This is a genomic window from Bacillus aquiflavi, from assembly GCF_019915265.1.
Classification (GTDB): Bacteria; Bacillota; Bacilli; order Bacillales; family Cytobacillaceae; genus Bacillus_BT; species Bacillus_BT aquiflavi.
Genome location: NZ_CP082780.1, coordinates 3,381,963 through 3,400,537 on the forward strand (window position 1 = coordinate 3,381,963; position 18,575 = coordinate 3,400,537).

The following is an 18,575-nucleotide window of genomic DNA, read 5'->3' on the forward strand; positions in this document are numbered from 1 at the left end:
CTACTCTCCCATCGCATGGACATACTGTGCATCACCAATATGGATTAGATGCTCTCTTAATTGCTGATCAATGATAAGGCGATCTAACTCGTTACCACGTCGTTCCTTCAATATCCCGCTTTCATAAAGCACTTGCATATATGCCCGTTTCAATTTTTCCGTATTAATGGCACTCCAACTTGCAACCTTTTCACTTTGTTCAGCTTTTGCAGTGAAAAATACGTTCATATCTTTTTTCTCAATGAGGTAATCATTATGACGAAATTTCTCGCTTATGACTTCGTTCATAAATTCAAAGAACAGTAAATCTGTTTTCATAATGGCGTACAAATTAATCACTTTACTCATTTCAATTGAACCCTCTAACATAAGATCTGTTAATACAGGGTCTATTACTTCCAATCTCCTCATAATGGAGGGTAATGTCCGATTAATTCTTCCCATATTCTCAAATTGGAAAAGGTTTTCTTCAATCACTTTTGCTCTTATTTCTGGTGATGTTAAACCCATTCGCTTTAATTTTACAACCTGTTTCAGTTCAAATAATAAAGAGGACGCACCATTTAAACTTGAAGAATATTCTAAATCTATCGTCATCTAATCATACCTTTCACACAAGACTATTAACCTATTTCTTTTTCTAAAATTTTTCCTACTACAGCTAATCGTCTTTTTCCACTTTGCTGTTGAATTACTTTCGTAAATTCATTATTCTTTATCAGCTTCTCTTGATTATGTTCATACATACTTTTAATGCCATCAATCAGCTCATCTTCTTTTATTTCTTCTTGCCAGTACGCATCAACCAATTGATTTAACGCAGTTGCTAAATCTCGCTGTGTACGATAAAAAAGTCTTACTTCCACGAAGTTCACCTCGTATATTCGAATTTCACTTAACTCTTATTTTACTCTTATTCGACTCTTAATTCAATTTTTCTCAGTGTTCGAAGTACTATGAAAAATAACAATCGAGTAGGAGGGGGGTGATTAGCCCCCGACCTCTCACACCACCGTACATACGGTTCCGTATACGGCGGTTCAATTAAGATGAATAACGCAAAGTTTCGTAACGAATTTACAGACTCTCCAGCCCTTGGCTTTCCCGGTAGGAATTGTCAATGGTTCTGTGTAATATGGGGCTTTTTGAAATGCGCTAGTATCCTTTCCGGGTATTCCCCCACTCATATGCTTTTCCGTATGGGATGTTTAAGCGAGTGAGGTTTCTGATTCTTGTCCGAGGTTTCTTCCAATTCTTCCATAGACACATTCTCAATCTTCGTTTAATCCAACTATCTAACAGCTTGAAGATACTTGGTGTATCTGCTAGCGCAAAAAATAACCACACCATCCAATTAAATATTGGTTTAATTGCTTGATTCTGTATTCCATAGAGTATGGCACTTTCTAGAGGTAATTTCTCGTATTTTTCTTCTTCATTCGTTGGAGACTTGTTTTCGCAATGCGAACCTTAGGTTCTTTATGAAATGTAAAGCTAAAACCCAGGAACTTTCGTTTCCATGGTCGGTCTACTGACGATTTTGTTTCATTTACTTTTAATCGTAGTTTTCCTTCAATGAATCGCTGCACACTTGCCATTGTTCGCTTTCCTGAACGTTCACTTTTTACATAAATATTGCAGTCATCTGCATAACGAACGAATTTATGTCCACGTTTCTCTAACTCTTTATCAAGCTCATCTAATACGATGTTTGAAAGAAGTGGACTTAAAGGTCCACCTTGAGGTGTTCCTTTATCTGTACTCGAAACGACTCCGTTTATCATGACACCAGCTTGGAGATATTTGCGGATCAGTTTTAAGAGTGGTTTATCTTGAATTCTTTTCGCTAATGTTGCCATTAGTCGGTCATGATTGACTTTATCAAAGAATTTTTTCTAAATCCATATCTACTACCCAGCGATACCCCTCTTTTATATACCCTTTTGCCTTTCGGACAGCGTCGTGGGCGTTCCGATTTGGTCGGAATCCATAACTGTTATCCGAAAATGTTTTGTCATATTCCTTTGATAATATCTGCGATATGGCTTGTTGAATTAAACGGTCTGTCACGGTAGGGATGCCTAATAAGCGCACACCGCCATCTGGTTTCGGGATTTCGACTCGACGTACTGGTTGCGGTTCATAGGTTCCCGTTAGAATCTGCGATTTAATGGTTGCCCAATTTTCGAGGATGTGCTGACGTAAGGTTTGTACGGGCATCATGTCTACTCCATGGCTTCCCTTATTCGCTTCTACTCGCTTTAATGCTCGTATCATGTTCTGCCGTTCCAGAATTTGATTCAACATTACCATTTCGTTCCTTCCCGTGAATAGCTTATCTTCTTTTGCCCAGTTGGACTACACCCTCCGCAAATACCCTCGTGGGATTCACCACTACTTTCTAAGCGTGAGGTTTCTCTGTTTTCTGTGTTCATTCATCCAAACTGGAAAGCCAAGGGCTATTCTTTCTTAATTGTTCAGTCCTTCCAAGTTGTTCTAGACCAACTCGTACTATGACCTCTGCTGACTTCTGACAGTTCAGTTACTTGTCACCAAGTAGGTTATGAAGGGAACTTCACGTTTCTGTCAGACCTCCCCGGGTAAGCGCATCCACTTTCACACCATCTATCCGCCTCATTTACTTGATATGACCTTCGACAGAAAGAGCTTTATTTTGTTTGGCAAACTCACTCAATCATATCTAGCCTTGTATGAGATTCGTGTTCCTCGGATCGGTGTTTTGCCTCCAGCTTCCTTCAGATTCCATGTCACCACGGACACCCTTGCTCTTGGCTAACCTCTACTTCTGTCTTCGGGGTTCGGGACTTGCACCCTATAGTTCATGCGCATGCCGGGCGCACCATAAAGGCAAAATGGCTACTTATCAATTAAGAATAAGTAGCCATTTTCATTATTTCTAATATGTTAGTGTCTACACATCATTTCGCTCAGTTCTTCCATCTTAATACGATAGCTATCTTCCGATTCATATGGTTCTTCTGGGTACATTTGTTCAGGGAAAAACATTAAATCCACAATTATTTTATCACCTGCTTTTTTATCTACAATTCTTATTTCTTCCCTTCCATAAGTGTATGGACTAAAGAATTGTATAAATTGCTCAAATATCTCAGCAATTTTTTCAAACGTTTCCTCATACGTTTCCAATGGTTGAAAATAAACACCGATTCTCCGATTTTTAAACTGAATTTGCGGATGCACTTTCTGACGAATGGTTTGTTCCATCTTCGTAAATTCCTCATAATCATCTTCTCTCGATGAATCAAAATACAGCTCTACAAATGCTAATGATTTTGCATTTTTGACTGAAGTGCGATAAGAGATATTGCTCCGACCTGAACCGACCGTCAGCACATGATCATGGAGATTTGCTTTTTTCCGATAGTGGAAATTTAAGTAATACGGCATCCTCTTATTCAGTACGGACAAAAGCATTTTCTTAACATCATCTGATCTGGAGAAATCATAAGTTGGAGGTTCAATTGATACGCTTCCGCAATGGGTTTTGTGTAAATTTATCAGTTTATATTCCACCTGCAAAAGATTGTCTATGTCATTTAAAACGGGCATCTTGTTATATACATCAAGTTTATACAGTTGATTTAAACTATGCAGTTCTTTCAATGCTTCTTCAGAAATGGTCAGTGCGTAGAAGTCTACCAACGCTCCTCAAGAGGAGAAAAAAAGCAGTTGCTCCAGCTACTCGTAGGTAAAATTTCAATACGACAACTGGAGAATCGTTCAAGAACTATTCATCAGGTTGAACTGGATTTCGATTTTACAGAGGTTAATATATCAAAGACTTTTACACTTATTCATCTGCTGTATCGTGAAACGGATAATGAGGCTGGTTATACAGAACCCATACCCGCTCCCGACAACAAAATACCACCTTATCTTCAACTTTTTTTGTCTCTATTTATGATACGGTTCCCCCCTCATAATCCGAAATGCACGGTAGATTTGTTCGAGGAGGATGAGTCGCATGAGCTGGTGGGGGAAGGTCATTTTTGAAAAAGATAGTTTTTCGTCGGCTTGTTTGAGGACGTCGTTGCTTAGTCCTAGTGATCCGCCGATGACGAAGGTGAGTTTGCTTTTGCCGTATGTCGCGAGTTTGTCTAGGCTGTCTGCTAGTTGTTCGGAAGATTTCATTTTCCCGTCTATCGCTAAGGCGATTATATATGAATCTTGATCGATTTTGGCTAGGATGCGGTCGCCTTCTTTTTTCTTTACTTGTTCCATTTCGGTTTTACTTAAGTTTTCTGGGGCTTTTTCATCAGGTACTTCGATTATATCTACCTTTGCATAGGCTGAAAGCCTTTTTTTATATTCTTCCATTCCAAGCTTTAAGTACTTTTCTTTTATTTTCCCAACTGAGATGATTGAGATGTTCATTAGTTATCCTCACTTTACAAACAATTTACAAACAGCTTATCAACAGGGGTTATCCACATATCCACAACAACTGTCCACATCTTGTATGAGATCATTCGTTCCCTACAAGATATATAGCCTGGTTTTTACAATATTCACACCCTGTTGATAACTTTTCTTCTTCAGAGAGTTTTGTCATTTTCGGAGCTGTTTCGTATTCATCGACAATTATATCTAACGCTAGTTCTATATGTTCTTCACAGCAGTAAATCATGGAGATCTCCTTTCATTTCAATAATGAGCTTTTTATCCACAACTAAGCTTATCAAAAAAAGAAAAAGCAGGAAAGCAATTTTTTTGCGCTCCTGCTTTTATTTATCCACAATCCACAGAGGAAAGCTAGAAGCTTTCTCCGCTTAACTGCATCGTTGTTTCTTTTAGCTCGCCGCTTCGATAAAACTTCACTGACATTTTATCTCCAACTTGCTTGCGATTGTAAAGATGTTTCCGTAAGTCGATCACGTCTTCTACTTTCTCGCCATCTAACTCAACAATAACATCAAATTCCTTTAAGCCTGCTTTAGAGGCAGGTGAATTTGGCACAACTTTCATAATCGCAACTCCAGAGTTGATGTCTTTCGGAAGCTTTAATCCTTCCTGTTGATAATATCCAGGAATATTGTTTACTGATTCTAATTCGATTCCCATATATGGACGCTTTACTTCTCCATGTTGCTCTAGATCTTCAATAACTGGTAGTGCGTAATTAATTGGAATAGATAAGCCGATTCCTTCAACAGCTTGCTGTGCAATTTTCATTGAGTTAATCCCGATCACTTGACCATCAAGGTTAACGAGAGCTCCACCGCTGTTACCAGGGTTAATAGCTGCATCTGTTTGTAAAACTTCCGCATGCCAGTCTACGATACCATCTTGATTAATATCGACAGGGATTGTCCGCTCTAGACCAGAGATAATTCCTTGGGTAACTGAACCGGAAAACATCGCTCCAAGAGGATTTCCTATCGCTATGACCGGCTCTCCAGTTTTCAGCGTGTCGGAATCGCCAAACTCTGCGACCTTTTGAACTGCTTTTCCATTAATCTCAAGGACGGCTAAGTCTGTCCAAATATCGCTGCCTTTAAGCGTTGCTGGCTCCTTCGTCCCATCAGTTAACGTCACTTCAATCTCGCTTGCCCCTTCAACCACATGGTGGTTTGTGACGATATAAGCTTTATCTCCTTCTTTTTTGTAAATAACCCCTGAGCCTGTGCCAGCCTGTTGTTGTGCGTCACGTTCGTTCCAAAATCCAACCGATTGAATATTAGTAATCCCTACGACAGCATCTCCGGCTTTATCAACAGCCTTCGTAATTTCAGAGACAACATTTACAGCGATTGTTTTTTGATTCCCTTGATTTTTTCGTTGGTCAGCCCTTTCATCAGCTGCTTGTAAATTTTCATTTGGTTTCACATCATACGGTAAAATATCAAAGTTTGAAATAGCGACAACGACTAAGATCGCACCGAGTAATGCACCAACTATTCCGACAAGAAAATAGCCTCCTCGATTTCCCTTTTGAACCTTATAACGATTTTCGTCATTTTGATCATAATAACCCACAATGCACCAATCCTTTCCTTACAAGAACGATAGCTAAGAGTTATTCTTCCTTACACAACAATATTATACTCCTTCAATTCAAAAATTCTAAATAAAAACATTTCAATTCATTACTTTTTTTTTGAAAAATAAATGAAAAAATATTGCCTAGACCGCCGTTAACGACGTTGGAATGAGCGGGTCTGTGTCATACAAGTTCACTTGTTCTCCAACAACGATCCCTTGACTTTTTAATGTTTGACTGACAGACATTCGTGCTAATTCTTTCATGTTGTTATCTTGGCTTAAATGAGCTAAATAAATTCGTTTCGTTCGATCTCCGATAACCTCACTCATCGCAATCGCCGCATCTTCATTAGAAACATGGCCGACATCACTTAAAATACGCCGTTTTATACTCCATGGATATCGGCCCATACGTAACATTTGTACATCATGATTACTTTCGAATACATATGTATCTGCATTAGAAATTGTGCCTTTCATCCGATCGCTTACATAACCGGTATCAGTAATAATCACAAGCTTTTTCTCATTATAATGAAAGGTATAAAACATTGGCTCAGCAGCATCATGTGAGACGCCAAATGACTCAATGTTAAGTGCTCCAAATGATTGAACTGTTTCCATCCCAAAAATGAACTTTTGCTCTAACGGAATTTCACCGATTGCGCCTTCCATTGCCTTCCATGTTTTTTCATTAGCATAAATGGGCAGGCGATATTTTCTTGCTACAATTCCGATCCCTTTCACATGATCACTATGTTCATGAGTGACTAAAATACCTGATAACTTTTTAGGATCACGATCAATTTGTTGGAATAATCCATCGATTTTCTTGCCGCTTAATCCAGCATCAACTAAAAACGAATGCTTATCTGTTTCTACGTAAATGGCGTTCCCGGTACTTCCGCTTGCGAGAACACTAAAATGCAAAGACAATACTATTCACTCCAGTACAGTAGTATCTGAATTTACTTGAAATATTTGCCCTTCAAAAGCATTAACAAATACATCCTCATCATGATTGATCACAAAACGCCAAGTCGGTGTTAACACTTGTGAACCTGTTAATTGAACAAACGTATAGTATCCAAGCTCTACTTTTGTAATTTTACTTTTCGGTTTGAGCTTTTGTTGTTCGTAAAGTGTCTCTATTGCCTGTAATGGCGGAACAATTTCTTCATTGCCACTAATCTCTTCGATATCGACTAACAATGTTTGTTCATATGAAATAATTTCGTTTTCATCATTTAAAAAAAAGGTAAGGCGTCCTTTTTTATTTTTATAAAATAGCCGGTCTTTATAAAACTGGTAATAAGTGTTTGTTTTTTCCGTTTCACTCTTTTTCCAAAATTTATATTGATCACCGTTAATGATCTTTCCCTTAACAAAAGTCGTTAATTCGGCGGAGTCAAATTTATTGATTTTGATGGGTTCTTTTAAAGTGACATGTAACGTTGTTCCGTCATGAATCGTAATCTCGCCTTCATCCAAATTGATCAGTTCCTCATTTTTAAACACTTTTGGCGTTGCGCTAATGTATTTTGCTTTTATTTTTTCTTTAGGCAAATCAACATATTTAATGTCATCAGCCTGCAATTTTTCTTCAAAAGATGTTTGCGTCATAATTTCATATTGATTGGCATTTCGACTTTCAAAATATTGATAGATTAAATAGATGTCTAAAATTAAAAAGGTAATGATAAAAATCGTTTTTATTTTATTCCAATCCATACTTCAACCCTCCCAGATCTTCCATCGAGACCCGCTCCCAAGTATGATTGTATCGGTAATACCATGATGGTTCTAAAATGATTAATCTTGGCTGTTGAGCGTCCTTGATCATTCTATATCCGGGTACAAGGTCATCTAAGGAGGCAGGATTGAAGCCTTCAATCGCTTCTAAATGTTCAATTACTTTACTCCCCGGCGGCAATGTTACATCTAACACTTCAGCAGGAAGCAAAATATCAAGGGTAAGGTACGGGCGAATGTACTTGTAAATTTGATTTTTCCCCCATACTTGAATAATTTCCGACGTCCCCCAATCATTAAAGACAGGAACACCTTTTACATATAATCTGAAAGTAACCGACTGCCCACTAGAATCAACAAATCGATAATGATCAGTCCATCCCCCGTGTTCATTCACAAACTTGATACTTCGTTGAATAATTTCACTTGAAGTGAACGGATCATCACTCTCTTCCGCTGGATTCACATAGGAAAGCAAGCGATTTTCATAACTAACAGTCATCATGCTTGAACCATCAGTAAACTCTTCTCCTGATGTTAAAAATGTCTTCTGAACAAAGCTTGGATCTGTAAATAGCGCATCTTTTAATAACTCCGGCTCAAGAATTTCAGGTACATACTTAAATTGAGGCAGGACTGGTTCTTCTTTAGGAAAAAAAATCGTTTTATTTTCGGTTTCGTATGCCATATACTGCGGGTGTCTATCTGCTCCACGATAAAAATTTCTTTCAAATCCTCTGATTAAAGAAGAACTGACATCACTTGCATAGACCTTTTTTTTGTTTTCGGCAATGAAATAAACAGTCCCTTCTTCTTTTTGGGAATTTTCGATATCAATTACAATTCGATCAAACTCAAAATTCGGTAGCTTGCGATCATAAAAGTTAAGTAGATGTTTATATTGATCGATCGGGACAAGATCAGGAAAAACGATCTCAACTTTTCCGGCGCCATGAACTAATTCAGAAAAGTCCTCTTTCTTAATAGACATTGAAATATCCTTTAATTTATAGAAAAGCCACTCTGATAATTCAGTCGTAATTTTATCAATCTCGCCTTCATCATATGTTCCAAAGTCTGACTCTTCTTTATGGTAAAGGACCTTTTCTGGTTTGATAATATCTGCAATTTCTCGTTTATCGCCAAAGGAAACTTCTTCAATATAATTTGTCTTTTTCATTGTTTCATAGTTCGGCTGATACGTCCAAAGGCTCCACGTTAAAAAAATACTGGCGAGAACTAATAGCGCCAAAATGATTGATTTAATTTTTTCATATGTCATGACCAATCATCCTCTTTTGAACGATCATACGGCAAACTAAGAGAAATAGTCGTCCCTCTCCCTTCTTTACTAGTCGCCCATATATCTCCACCGTGTGCCAACACCATTTCCTTAGCAATCGCTAAACCTAATCCTGTTCCTCCAAGCTTTCGCGTACGTGCTTTATCTACACGGTAAAATCGATCGAAAATTTTATTAATATTTTCTTTCGGTATGCCCACTCCTTGATCTGTCACACAAAGCACAATTTGCTCTTCCTGTTCAATAATCCGAAACGTAACTTGTCCACCTTCAGGCGAATATTTAAGTGCATTAGAAATAATATTATCTACTACTTGGGTCATCTTATCTTCATCAATTTCAATGACAATTGAATGTTTAGGCAACAGCCGCTTAAAAGTAATCGTCTCGTTTTTCGTTAATTCAAAACGATCAATAATTCGATTGAAAAAAGAGACAATATCAATCCAGCTTGTTGTTAATGCCTCATCTTTACTATCCATTTTCGATAATTTCAGAAGATCATTTACAAGTCGAATCATCCGTTCTGTTTCATTTTGAGTCACCTCTAAAAATTTCGGTGCAATTTCTTGATCTTTCCATGCTCCGTCAGCAAGCGCATCTAAATAACTTCGCATCGTCGTTAACGGTGTTCGCAGTTCGTGGGACACGTTCGCAACAAACTCACGCCGCTCCATTTCAATTTTTTCTTGTTCGGTAATATCATGAAGCACAGTGATCAATCCGTTCACAAATCCTGTTTCCTTTTGAATGACAGAGCAATTTGCCCGTAAAATATAAGGCTCATTATTCGTACTGTAATCTAAAATAACAGAATCCTGTTCTTGTATTAAATCTTCAAAAGTATAATCTTCACTTAATCCCAATAACTCAATCAGCGGTTTAGACAGCACAGTTTCACGTGAAACATTCAACATCTCTAAAGCAGGCTCATTAATTAAAATAACCCGACCTTTTCGATCTGTAGCAATAACGCCATCTGTCATATAAGAAAGAACAGATGAAAGCTTACGACGTTCCCCTTCTGTCGTTGCTTGTGCTTCTTGAAGCTTTTTCGTTAAATTATTAAACGTTTGCGCTAATTGGCCAATTTCATCATAACCGTATACTTTAACTTTCCTAGAAAAATTCCCTTTAGACATTGCAAGAGCTTGCTTGCGCATATCACTAATTGGCCTTGTAATCGTTTGCGCTAACAGCACGCCTAAAATCGCAGTAATAACAAGTGCTATCGCCGTTCCACTCGCTAAGATGCTGTTGACTACTTTCATTTGTTCAAATACGGTTTCGATTTTAGCAATTAAGTAGATCGAACCGATGACTTCCTTATTTGACTTAATGGGACTTGAAAGAACCCATATTCTATGGCCTGTGTTTGGATCGATAAAAACACGATCATAATCTTGACCTACCGCAAGAGCTCTTTTTACTAATATTTCTGTTGTTCGTTGCCCGATAATATCTTGTTTATTTTGGGAAGATGTACCGATAATACGGCTGCGGCTATCAACTACACGAACTTCTGAAATATCAGCTGCTTTAAAGTCTTTTAAAAGCTTGCGCACATCTTCTTCTAACGAAGGTGACTCTTCATCCCGTTCTTTAATCATTTCTTCTTTCAAGCTATATGCAAGTAAGTTTACCCGCTGGTGCAATGATGTTTTAAAGTTAGTGACAAGTGTATCTTCCAGCTGTTGTACAAAGTAAACTCCGATTATTTGCATCGCAATTAATATAAGCAGTACATAAATTAAAACAAACTTTAAATGAATTGAGCGGGAAAAAAAACTTTTTTTTTTTCATTATTGTCTTTACTCCTGTTCAGGGTTTCGTAAATAATAGCCTACTCCTCTTCTTGTAACAATCCAACTAGGATGACTTGGATTATCTTCAATTTTTTCCCGCAGTCGTCTTACTGTTACATCGACAGTGCGAACATCTCCATAATAGTCATAACCCCAGACAGTTTGCAGCAAGTGCTCTCTTGTCATCACTTGTCCGATATGTTTCGCTAAATAATGTAAAAGTTCAAACTCTCTATGAGTAAGCTCAATTGTTTCACCCCGTTTAGACACGATGTAAGCGTCTGGATGAATGACTAAAGAGCCGACTGTAATTTCATTTGACTCATTCTCTTCTTGCTTCATTGAAGTAATTTGTTGATGACGACGTAAGTTAGCCTTTACACGAGCGATCAGCTCTCGAGTACTGAAAGGCTTTGTGACATAGTCATCAGCCCCGAGTTCAAGTCCAAGAACTTTATCAATTTCCGAGTCTTTTGCTGTTAACATAATAATTGGCATTTCATGTTTTTTTCGTACTTCGCGACAAACTTCCATTCCGTCTCTTTGTGGAAGCATAATATCTAGCAGAATTAAATCAGGTCGAAGTTCTTCTACCATTTTCAATGCTTCATTTCCATCATAGGCACAATGAACATCGTACCCTTCCTTTTTCAAATTGAATTGCAATATATCAGCGATTGGCTTTTCATCGTCAACTACGAGTATCTTTTTATCCATACCGTTTTCTCCTCTTCTCCTTTTTTTGTTTATTTATACACGTCTATTTTTATCTATTATAACGGAAATTCGTAAAATCATTTTAAAGTTAATGAAAGGTTTCACTTATTTTACTTTACCATGAGAATTTTTTGAATTCATCTATTAAGACAAGTTACCATAAAATTTTATAAAAAAAGGAAAAAAGTCCCTAGAGTTGTACCTAGAGACTTTCACCTTTTTCTTTGAAGTTGTTAACGTAAATAGGACATTGGATTTTGAAGCTTTCCATTTTTGTAGACTTCAAAATGCAAGTGCACTCCTGTTGAATTTCCCGTTGAACCCATCACTCCTAGATTCGCCCCAGCTGAAACAGTTTGTCCCGCTTTTACATTAATTGAGGCAAGGTGAGCATAAACAGTACGAAAACCATTTTTATGATCAATTTCGACTTTATTTCCATATCCGCCATGCCAGCCTGCAGAAACAACAACACCATTATCTGCGGCTTTAATCGTCCGATTGCTTGGTCTAGCTATATCTATTCCTTTATGAAGTTTACCCCAACGCTGACCTTGGTAACTAGAAATATAGCCTCCATTTGTCGGCCAAATGAACTGACCGTTACCACGAGATGGAACTGATTTTGTACCCTTTATTGTAATATGATTAACTGCATCTTTTATTACTTTTTCTTTTGTTATTTCTTTATTTACTATTTCTCCATTTTGTTGAGTAATTGTATACGTCACAGCCCGTATACCTTCTTGACCTTGTTGCTTTACTTTTGTATCGCCTGTATACATCGAAGAATCTTCAATGACTTCTGTTTGGAAAGGAATTGCTTCTTGCTCATTTACCTCTCTCGTCATCATCACGTGAAAGTAAGGCTCGTGTGCTTTCACTTTAAGTTGCTGCCCAATTTCTATAACCGCTTCCTCTGTCAAACCTGGGTTTAAACTAACAAGCTCAGCTGTAGTTAACTGATGAAGAGCGGCAATACTTTCTAAAGCATCGCCTGCTTTCACTTCATATGTTTTTTCTTGTAAAGTTCCTTTTTGCAGTAAATTTACCGCCTCGTCCACAGTCATGATTTGATCTAATGATGTTTCTCCATCAGATACTGACACATTTTTTGAAAATGAAATGTCCAATAGCCGTGATTCATTTTGCTTGAGCGGTGGTAAAGGCTGATCTGAAGCTTTACTTGCTTCGACTCCATTTAATTCATCTGCAGATACGTAATATAGCTTAAGTCTTCTGATTACATCTTGAGCTGCTTGTTCATCCTCTACATAAACAACACGATTACCATCAATTTCGACTGCCGCAGCTTTTACTAGAAGCTTCACTTGTTCATTTACCTTTTCAACGACTTCTTCATTTTGTGAAGTCGATCTAAAGACCTGTTCAGGTATGTAAGTTATGTCGTTTCCGACAACAAATTCGTATTGTTCATATGTTTTTTTAAGCTCATTCTTTTTGTCTTGAATTAACGATTCCACTACTTTTTTATCTGAAGTAACTCCGGCATACTCGTGATCAACATAGACGTGATAAACTGTCTTCAAGTTTTCCTCACTTGCAATAGCAGCCTCAGAAGCAAATGTTAGAGAAAACACTGCTAAGCCAGTGGCAACTGCTATAGATGTCTTGTCTTTTATTTTAGACAAGCTTTCTTTCAAAGCATTCATAACTATCCTCCTAAAAAAGGTTACCCATATAGAACTTTATAACTAGTTTTTACACTAAACTACTCTACCATAAAACTAGTAATAAAAATGATTCGTATCCGTAATGTAATACAAATGTATCATTAATAGAAGGTTATGGAATGACGATGAAAACTTTGAAAGATAACAAACATAGGAGTTAAATACTATTGCGGAAAGGTTTAATTTGCGGTGTAGAGCATTCAAAAAAAAAAAGTAAAACTACATCCAAAGGATTAGTTAACATTTCCTCTTTTATTTCTGTTCTATTACAAAACAATTTCAATCTGAAATTTCAATCTGATAGAAAAAGAAAAAAAGCACAATAGCTGTGCTCTTTTAGACTAATTGATGGCTCGGGACGGAATCGAACCGCCGACACAAGGATTTTCAGTCCTTTGCTCTACCGACTGAGCTACCGAGCCTAAAGTTTTTTATATTAAACTAATAGAATGACCCGTACGGGATTCGAACCCGTGTTACCGCCGTGAAAGGGCGGTGTCTTAACCACTTGACCAACGGGCCGTCAAAATGGTGAGCCATACAGGATTCGAACCTGTGACCCTCTGATTAAAAGTCAGATGCTCTACCGACTGAGCTAATGGCTCTCAAAAGTTTTGTCGCTCCAATCGCGACTTCTATATCTTACTAAATATTTTCTCCAACGTCAATACTAAAAGTTTATTGTATAATCTTCTGATATTTCCTCCCCCGATTTTCTTATTTTTTGGGAAGGAGATGTAGTATGAGAAAAAGGTTTACACGTTCAAACAACAAAAAAACAATAAAGGAGGTATTTGAGGACTTTCAATTTCATAACAAATTAAAAAACTTAGCACCCAGAACGATTAGTTCATATGATAAAAACACAATCCACTTTTTTAACTTTTTGGAAAAACAAAATATCAATTATTGTTCCGAATTGGATAAAGATGTTGTTAATGATTTCATTTTGTACTTACACGAATTAAATATAAAAGATGTTTCAATCAATACTTACCTTCGCCATGTTCGTGCCTTTTTGTATTATTGCATGAATGAAGAATATATAAATTCATTTAAAATTCATCTGATTAAGACAAATGAAGAACAAAAAGCACCTTATACGGAAGATGAAATAAAACGTCTTTTAAGTTCCCCCAATTTCAGAAAATGTGGTTTTGTAGAATGGAGAAATTGGTTGATGGTTGCTTATATGCTTGAAACTGGTAACAGATTAAATACTGTTATCAATTTAAAAATAGAAAATATTGATTTCGATAATGGATTAATCATTTTAACATCCAATAAAAACCGACAGATCAATTATTCGCCTTTATCAAATGTCATGATTAAAAACATTCAAAGATTTATTGAAACTTGGGGCTTACAAGAAGATGATTATTTATTTCCATCTGAAACGGGAGAAAAAATGAAAACTCGGGCTGTTCAATCATCAATCAGTAAATATAACCATTCCAGAGGGGTAACTAAAACTGGAATACACCGATTTAGGCATACTTTTGCTAAAAATTATATTTCAAAAGGCGGTAATCCGTTAGTACTCCAAAAATTATTGCACCATTCAACTTTGAATATAACCCAGAAATATGTCCGATTGTATTCAAATGATTTAAAAAATGTTTTTAGCGATATATCAATAGTAGAAAACATGACAAAAAACCAATCATTTAAACGTAAACGGTAAAATTATAAGAGACGCTCATATCAAAATGGGCGTCTCCTTTTTATTGGGTAACAAATTCCTCTACATTACCATGACTTTTTATCCAATTTTTAATTATTAAATCGTAACTATCAATTACTATGAGGTTTTCATCTGGTTGTTCTTGTGTAATGAAATCTAATAAATTATCTTCATGTTTTGTTTTAATCAATACTTTTAAAACACAGCTACGTTTTTGGCTGGCAAACAATAAACTGTCCAATGCTTCCTCAAATGTTTCGTTTGGTTTTTGAATTTTAATTGGTACAGGTTTTTCTTTATAATATTCTCGCAAAAATCCATCAATACCTTTGTTTCTTTGGACTGGAAGAGCATTTAAACTATTAAGGATTGCCAATTCTGTTTCATCTTTTGTTAGGTATTCTTTTTCCCCTTTTTCCAACAAATGAGATGATGTTTTGATTGGGTTATTTAATCGTTCCTTTGTTAGTTCGATTGCATCTTCTGAAGTATCAATTCCAATATAATTTCTGCCCAATAAATCAGCCGCTACTAATGTTGTTCCACTACCACAAAAAGGATCTAAAACGGTATCTCCTTCATCAGTTACAATTTTTATTATTTGTTCTAACAATAAAATAGGTTTTTGAGTTGGATAGCCAGTTCGTTCCTTTGCTTTTGGATTTAAAAATGGTATGTTCCAAACGTCTGATAAAGGAACTCCTTTTTTCTCTTTGCCCAATACAACCTGTCCGTTTTCATCAACTTTATATCTGGATTTTGAATTTTCATCTCTAACACGTTCTTGCAATATTTGGTCTATGTTAGTTGTTGCTGAATAATCGGTATAAATCGTGTTAAATTTGAATGATTTCGATTTGCTATAAAAATATATGTTTTGATGATTATTCAATAAGCCTTTTTTAGAATTAGACCACCGTTTATATGTCCATATGTTTTCGCTTTGGAAGTTATTCATGCCGAAAACTTCATCCAATGCCACTCTTAAATAATGAGAAGCAGATTTATCACAATGCAAAAATATAGAACCCGTCTTTTTTAATACTTTTTTACAAGCTTCCAAACGGTCTTTAATGAATTGCTTATAATCTTCGATTGACTCCCAACTATCATCAAATGAATATTCTTTGGAATTATCCCGTGTTTTTAATTTTTGTTTCCGTTGTGTAAAAAACGGTGGGTCTAAATAAATTAGGTCAACACTTTCCTCTGGTATGTTCTGTAGTTGTTCTAAGCAGTCGCCTAATAATACAGTCATTTATACATTACTCCTTTTTTCATTGGGTATTTTCATCAGCTATTTTTTGAAGGATACCCTTTAAATCCACTTCAGTAGTTTTCTTGATATAGTCCCAAGCAGCGTCCCCGTAATAATATTGTCCGTTTACGCCTTCATATAATGTTTCCAGTGTTTGTTGAATTTTAATAGCTTTTTTTCTGTTTGGGTAATAGAACATAACACGAATAGGAACAAAACCAGCATCTTTTATAACTTGGATTCTTGTATGTTCTTTAGTGATATGGTCTCCATCAGTTGTTGCATCTCTCCACTTAATTTCGTGGGCATCTTCATCTACTAAACAATCAATTTCAAATGTTTTTGGTCTTTGTCCGATTGTATTAGGTATTTTGACCTTTTGAGCCTTTTCTCCAAATTTATGAACAAAACACAATGTAGCCGCTTCTTCGAGGAATGAACCAGCATATTTATAAAGGAAACGTCCTTTATTTTGGTAAACGTCAATCATTTCCCCTTCTTCAAGGGTTACTTTTAACACTCGATAAATCAAATAATGCGATTTATCATCTTGGTTCATATCTTCTACACGTTCTTTTACTTTTAATTCTAATTGAGTTGCATATCTGTCTGCCAATTCTCGCAATTCTTGCTCGATTGTTAATGTCATATTTTTATTCCCCCATTATTATACTTCATTTTATTGTACTATAAAATGGGCATATTTACATGGCAGATATTTTTTTAATGTAACAAAATGATAGAATTGATACATGATTAGCCTTTTAAAAAACTTGATTAGCTCAATGTTTCTAACAGTTCTCGCTGTTTTGTCGTGTTTTATATGTAACATTTCAAATGGTAGATTTTCATAAAATGATACAAATTAATCTCTAACAATTGGCAAATAAATATTATATAATCTAATTGAACAAAATAACTTGTTCTTTTGGATGCTTCTGCTAACAACCAACATTATGTTGGGCTTTTATTTCAACTCCTCATTGAATTGCACTTTCCATATTGGGAAGTGCTTTTTTCTTTTGCATAAAAAAAAAATAGCCCATCAATAATGATGGACACATTTCTCGAGAATAACCGTTGAAACAAACCGTAAAGAAAAAGACGAACCATAAGAAAAAGGAGTGTTCTGCTGTAAATGACGAACTTTTAGCAAATTGTATTAATAATGTATTTCCACCTCGAGTTCATTATATGTTAATATTACCCGATACTCAATCAAATTTCTATAATCCAAAACCATCAATGGCTTTATCCATAATATCATCATTTATTCCAATATATCGTAATGTTACGGAAGGTGCTGAATGATTGAATATTTCTTGGAGCAGTACAACGTCTTTATATTGTTGATAAAAATGGAAACCAAATGTTTTCCTCAATGTATGAGTTCCAATTTCACCTATTCCGACTTTTTCAGCAGCTGCATTTAAAACACGATATGCTTGTACCCGTGAAATTGGTTTTCCGCCTTTTTTAGATGGAAATAGGTAATCTTCATCATGCAATCCTTCAACATAATCTTCTACCAATCGTTGAGCAACTGGAGTAAGCTTCAATCGTTTGGATTTTCGTGTTTTCGTTTCTTTTAAAATGATATGGGTTTTACCTTTAATATCTTTCACTTTCATTGGCAAAATATCACTTATCCTTAACCCAGTATTAATGCCAAAACAAAACAGAAAATAATCCCTATATGATGAGTGCATTAATACGGTTTTCATTTGTTCGATTTTATCCTTTTCTCTGATTGGTTGTACTGCCATAATATATCATCTCCCATTTTAGAATTTAATAGATTTCGTTGCTATCGGTTTTTAATTGTTTTGAATGTATTTATATTGATTGATGAAGAAAACGGCGTAGCAAACGAGCTACACCGTTCCTAATGTTATTCAATGACAACTACAACAAAGTTCACGAGGTTATCTGTGTATTCGTTTGGATCGTTGTTAATGTAATTTGATTTCAACCACCCAGCTCGGTCGTCTGAGTTCATGTAATAAAATAATTTATCAAATACTTCCATTTGTTCTTCGTTGAAATTGCCTAATACATAAGTTTCCAAATAATCATCTTGGGTATAAAACATAACTTCCGCTTCTTCTGATATGTTTCCATTTACGATTTCAAAAGCAATCGTGTCCAAAACATCATATAAATTAGTTGCAAAAATATCTGTATGGTGTTTCTCGTATTCTTTTAGATTGTTCATGATTTCAACTGATAGATTTTCCATCTTGTCGTATTGTTCTGGAACATCAAAACATGACCTCCAACCATATTGATTTTCTAATTGTTTCTTTTCAATCATTAAAGATAAAATATGTTTCATTGT

17 protein-coding genes, 3 tRNA genes and 1 pseudogene are annotated in these 18,575 nt (G+C 36.0%); 1 reads left to right on the top strand and 20 read right to left on the bottom strand.

What is annotated here, in order from left to right:
- From K6959_RS16350 to K6959_RS16425, 16 genes and pseudogenes are all read right to left on the bottom strand, one after another.
- Positions 1–597: a DUF1819 family protein gene (locus K6959_RS16350; RefSeq protein ID WP_163243255.1), complete on the bottom strand. Its 597-nt coding sequence runs from the start codon at positions 595–597 to the stop codon at positions 1–3.
- Positions 598–623: 26 nt separating this feature from the next.
- A complete protein-coding gene (locus K6959_RS16355; RefSeq protein ID WP_262421815.1) occupies positions 624–866 on the bottom strand; it encodes a TIGR04540 family protein in 243 nt (80 codons plus the stop codon).
- A 211-nt stretch (positions 867–1,077) separates the two neighbouring features.
- Positions 1,078–2,307 (bottom strand): annotated as a pseudogene (ltrA, locus tag K6959_RS16360) (group II intron reverse transcriptase/maturase).
- A 618-nt stretch (positions 2,308–2,925) separates the two neighbouring features.
- Complete coding sequence (locus tag K6959_RS16365; RefSeq protein WP_246234850.1) at positions 2,926–3,684, bottom strand: DUF4268 domain-containing protein; 759 nt, start codon at positions 3,682–3,684, stop codon at positions 2,926–2,928.
- A gap of 252 nt (positions 3,685–3,936) precedes the next feature.
- Positions 3,937–4,416, bottom strand: a complete 480-nt coding sequence (rlmH, locus tag K6959_RS16370) for a 23S rRNA (pseudouridine(1915)-N(3))-methyltransferase RlmH (RefSeq protein ID WP_163243020.1) — start codon at positions 4,414–4,416, stop codon at positions 3,937–3,939.
- Positions 4,417–4,507: 91 nt separating this feature from the next.
- Positions 4,508–4,669 (bottom strand): CxxH/CxxC protein, encoded by a 162-nt coding sequence (locus K6959_RS16375; protein ID WP_163243019.1) that lies wholly within the window; start codon positions 4,667–4,669, stop codon positions 4,508–4,510.
- A 125-nt stretch (positions 4,670–4,794) separates the two neighbouring features.
- On the bottom strand, positions 4,795–6,018 hold the full coding sequence (locus tag K6959_RS16380; protein ID WP_163243018.1) for a S1C family serine protease: 1,224 nt from the start codon (positions 6,016–6,018) through the stop codon (positions 4,795–4,797).
- Positions 6,019–6,165: 147 nt separating this feature from the next.
- Entirely contained in the window at positions 6,166–6,960 is a 795-nt protein-coding gene (locus tag K6959_RS16385) for an MBL fold metallo-hydrolase (protein ID WP_163243017.1), read from the bottom strand.
- Positions 6,961–6,966: 6 nt separating this feature from the next.
- Positions 6,967–7,755 (bottom strand): two-component system regulatory protein YycI, encoded by a 789-nt coding sequence (locus K6959_RS16390; protein WP_223087054.1) that lies wholly within the window; start codon positions 7,753–7,755, stop codon positions 6,967–6,969.
- On the bottom strand, positions 7,742–9,058 hold the full coding sequence (locus K6959_RS16395) for a YycH family regulatory protein (RefSeq protein ID WP_223087056.1): 1,317 nt from the start codon (positions 9,056–9,058) through the stop codon (positions 7,742–7,744). Before K6959_RS16395 ends, K6959_RS16390 begins: the two co-directional genes overlap by 14 nt.
- Positions 9,055–10,803 carry a cell wall metabolism sensor histidine kinase WalK gene (gene walK, locus K6959_RS16400; RefSeq protein WP_262421816.1) on the bottom strand — a complete coding sequence of 583 codons (1,749 nt, stop codon included), beginning with the start codon at positions 10,801–10,803 and terminating at the stop codon, positions 9,055–9,057. The genes K6959_RS16395 and walK overlap by 4 nt, the downstream gene beginning before the upstream one ends.
- An 87-nt stretch (positions 10,804–10,890) precedes the next feature.
- Entirely contained in the window at positions 10,891–11,601 is a 711-nt protein-coding gene (gene yycF, locus K6959_RS16405; RefSeq protein ID WP_163243013.1) for a response regulator YycF, read from the bottom strand.
- A gap of 233 nt (positions 11,602–11,834) precedes the next feature.
- Entirely contained in the window at positions 11,835–13,274 is a 1,440-nt protein-coding gene (locus K6959_RS16410; protein WP_223087057.1) for a peptidoglycan DD-metalloendopeptidase family protein, read from the bottom strand.
- Positions 13,275–13,644: 370 nt separating this feature from the next.
- Positions 13,645–13,717 (bottom strand) — tRNA-Phe (locus K6959_RS16415).
- A gap of 28 nt (positions 13,718–13,745) precedes the next feature.
- A tRNA-Glu gene (locus tag K6959_RS16420) sits at positions 13,746–13,817 on the bottom strand.
- A 7-nt stretch (positions 13,818–13,824) separates the two neighbouring features.
- A tRNA-Lys gene (locus tag K6959_RS16425) sits at positions 13,825–13,900 on the bottom strand.
- A gap of 137 nt (positions 13,901–14,037) precedes the next feature.
- On the opposite strand from K6959_RS16425, the gene K6959_RS16430 reads away from it, so the two are divergent.
- Positions 14,038–14,979, top strand: a complete 942-nt coding sequence (locus K6959_RS16430) for a tyrosine-type recombinase/integrase (protein WP_223087058.1) — start codon at positions 14,038–14,040, stop codon at positions 14,977–14,979.
- A gap of 40 nt (positions 14,980–15,019) precedes the next feature.
- Here the strand turns inward: K6959_RS16430 and K6959_RS16435 are convergent, their stop codons facing one another.
- The 4 genes from K6959_RS16435 to K6959_RS16450 all read right to left on the bottom strand — a co-directional run bounded on the left by K6959_RS16435 (position 15,020) and on the right by K6959_RS16450 (position 18,572).
- Complete coding sequence (locus K6959_RS16435; RefSeq protein WP_223087059.1) at positions 15,020–16,237, bottom strand: DNA-methyltransferase; 1,218 nt, start codon at positions 16,235–16,237, stop codon at positions 15,020–15,022.
- Between the two features lie 19 nt (positions 16,238–16,256).
- Positions 16,257–16,886 carry an ApaLI family restriction endonuclease gene (locus K6959_RS16440; RefSeq protein WP_223087060.1) on the bottom strand — a complete coding sequence of 210 codons (630 nt, stop codon included), beginning with the start codon at positions 16,884–16,886 and terminating at the stop codon, positions 16,257–16,259.
- A gap of 577 nt (positions 16,887–17,463) precedes the next feature.
- Positions 17,464–18,006 (bottom strand): site-specific integrase, encoded by a 543-nt coding sequence (locus K6959_RS16445; protein WP_163243021.1) that lies wholly within the window; start codon positions 18,004–18,006, stop codon positions 17,464–17,466.
- Positions 18,007–18,128: 122 nt separating this feature from the next.
- On the bottom strand, positions 18,129–18,572 hold the full coding sequence (locus K6959_RS16450; RefSeq protein ID WP_223087062.1) for a hypothetical protein: 444 nt from the start codon (positions 18,570–18,572) through the stop codon (positions 18,129–18,131).
- Positions 18,573–18,575: the final 3 nt, after the last annotated feature.

Bases quoted from the DNA above. Each gene is read 5' to 3' on its own strand.
- K6959_RS16410 (WP_223087057.1), bottom strand. From the start codon at position 13,274: ATGAATGCTTTGAAAGAAAGCTTGTCTAAAATAAAAGACAAGACATCT.
- K6959_RS16390 (WP_223087054.1), bottom strand. From the start codon at position 7,755: ATGGATTGGAATAAAATAAAAACGATTTTTATCATTACCTTTTTAATT.
- yycF (WP_163243013.1), bottom strand. From the start codon at position 11,601: ATGGATAAAAAGATACTCGTAGTTGACGATGAAAAGCCAATCGCTGAT.
- K6959_RS16375 (WP_163243019.1), bottom strand. From the start codon at position 4,669: ATGATTTACTGCTGTGAAGAACATATAGAACTAGCGTTAGATATAATT.
- K6959_RS16440 (WP_223087060.1), bottom strand. From the start codon at position 16,886: ATGACATTAACAATCGAGCAAGAATTGCGAGAATTGGCAGACAGATAT.
- K6959_RS16430 (WP_223087058.1), top strand. From the start codon at position 14,038: ATGAGAAAAAGGTTTACACGTTCAAACAACAAAAAAACAATAAAGGAG.
- rlmH (WP_163243020.1), bottom strand. From the start codon at position 4,416: ATGAACATCTCAATCATCTCAGTTGGGAAAATAAAAGAAAAGTACTTA.
- K6959_RS16350 (WP_163243255.1), bottom strand. From the start codon at position 597: ATGACGATAGATTTAGAATATTCTTCAAGTTTAAATGGTGCGTCCTCT.
- K6959_RS16450 (WP_223087062.1), bottom strand. From the start codon at position 18,572: ATGAAACATATTTTATCTTTAATGATTGAAAAGAAACAATTAGAAAAT.
- K6959_RS16435 (WP_223087059.1), bottom strand. From the start codon at position 16,237: ATGACTGTATTATTAGGCGACTGCTTAGAACAACTACAGAACATACCA.
- walK (WP_262421816.1), bottom strand. From the start codon at position 10,803: ATGCAAATAATCGGAGTTTACTTTGTACAACAGCTGGAAGATACACTT.
- K6959_RS16395 (WP_223087056.1), bottom strand. From the start codon at position 9,058: ATGACATATGAAAAAATTAAATCAATCATTTTGGCGCTATTAGTTCTC.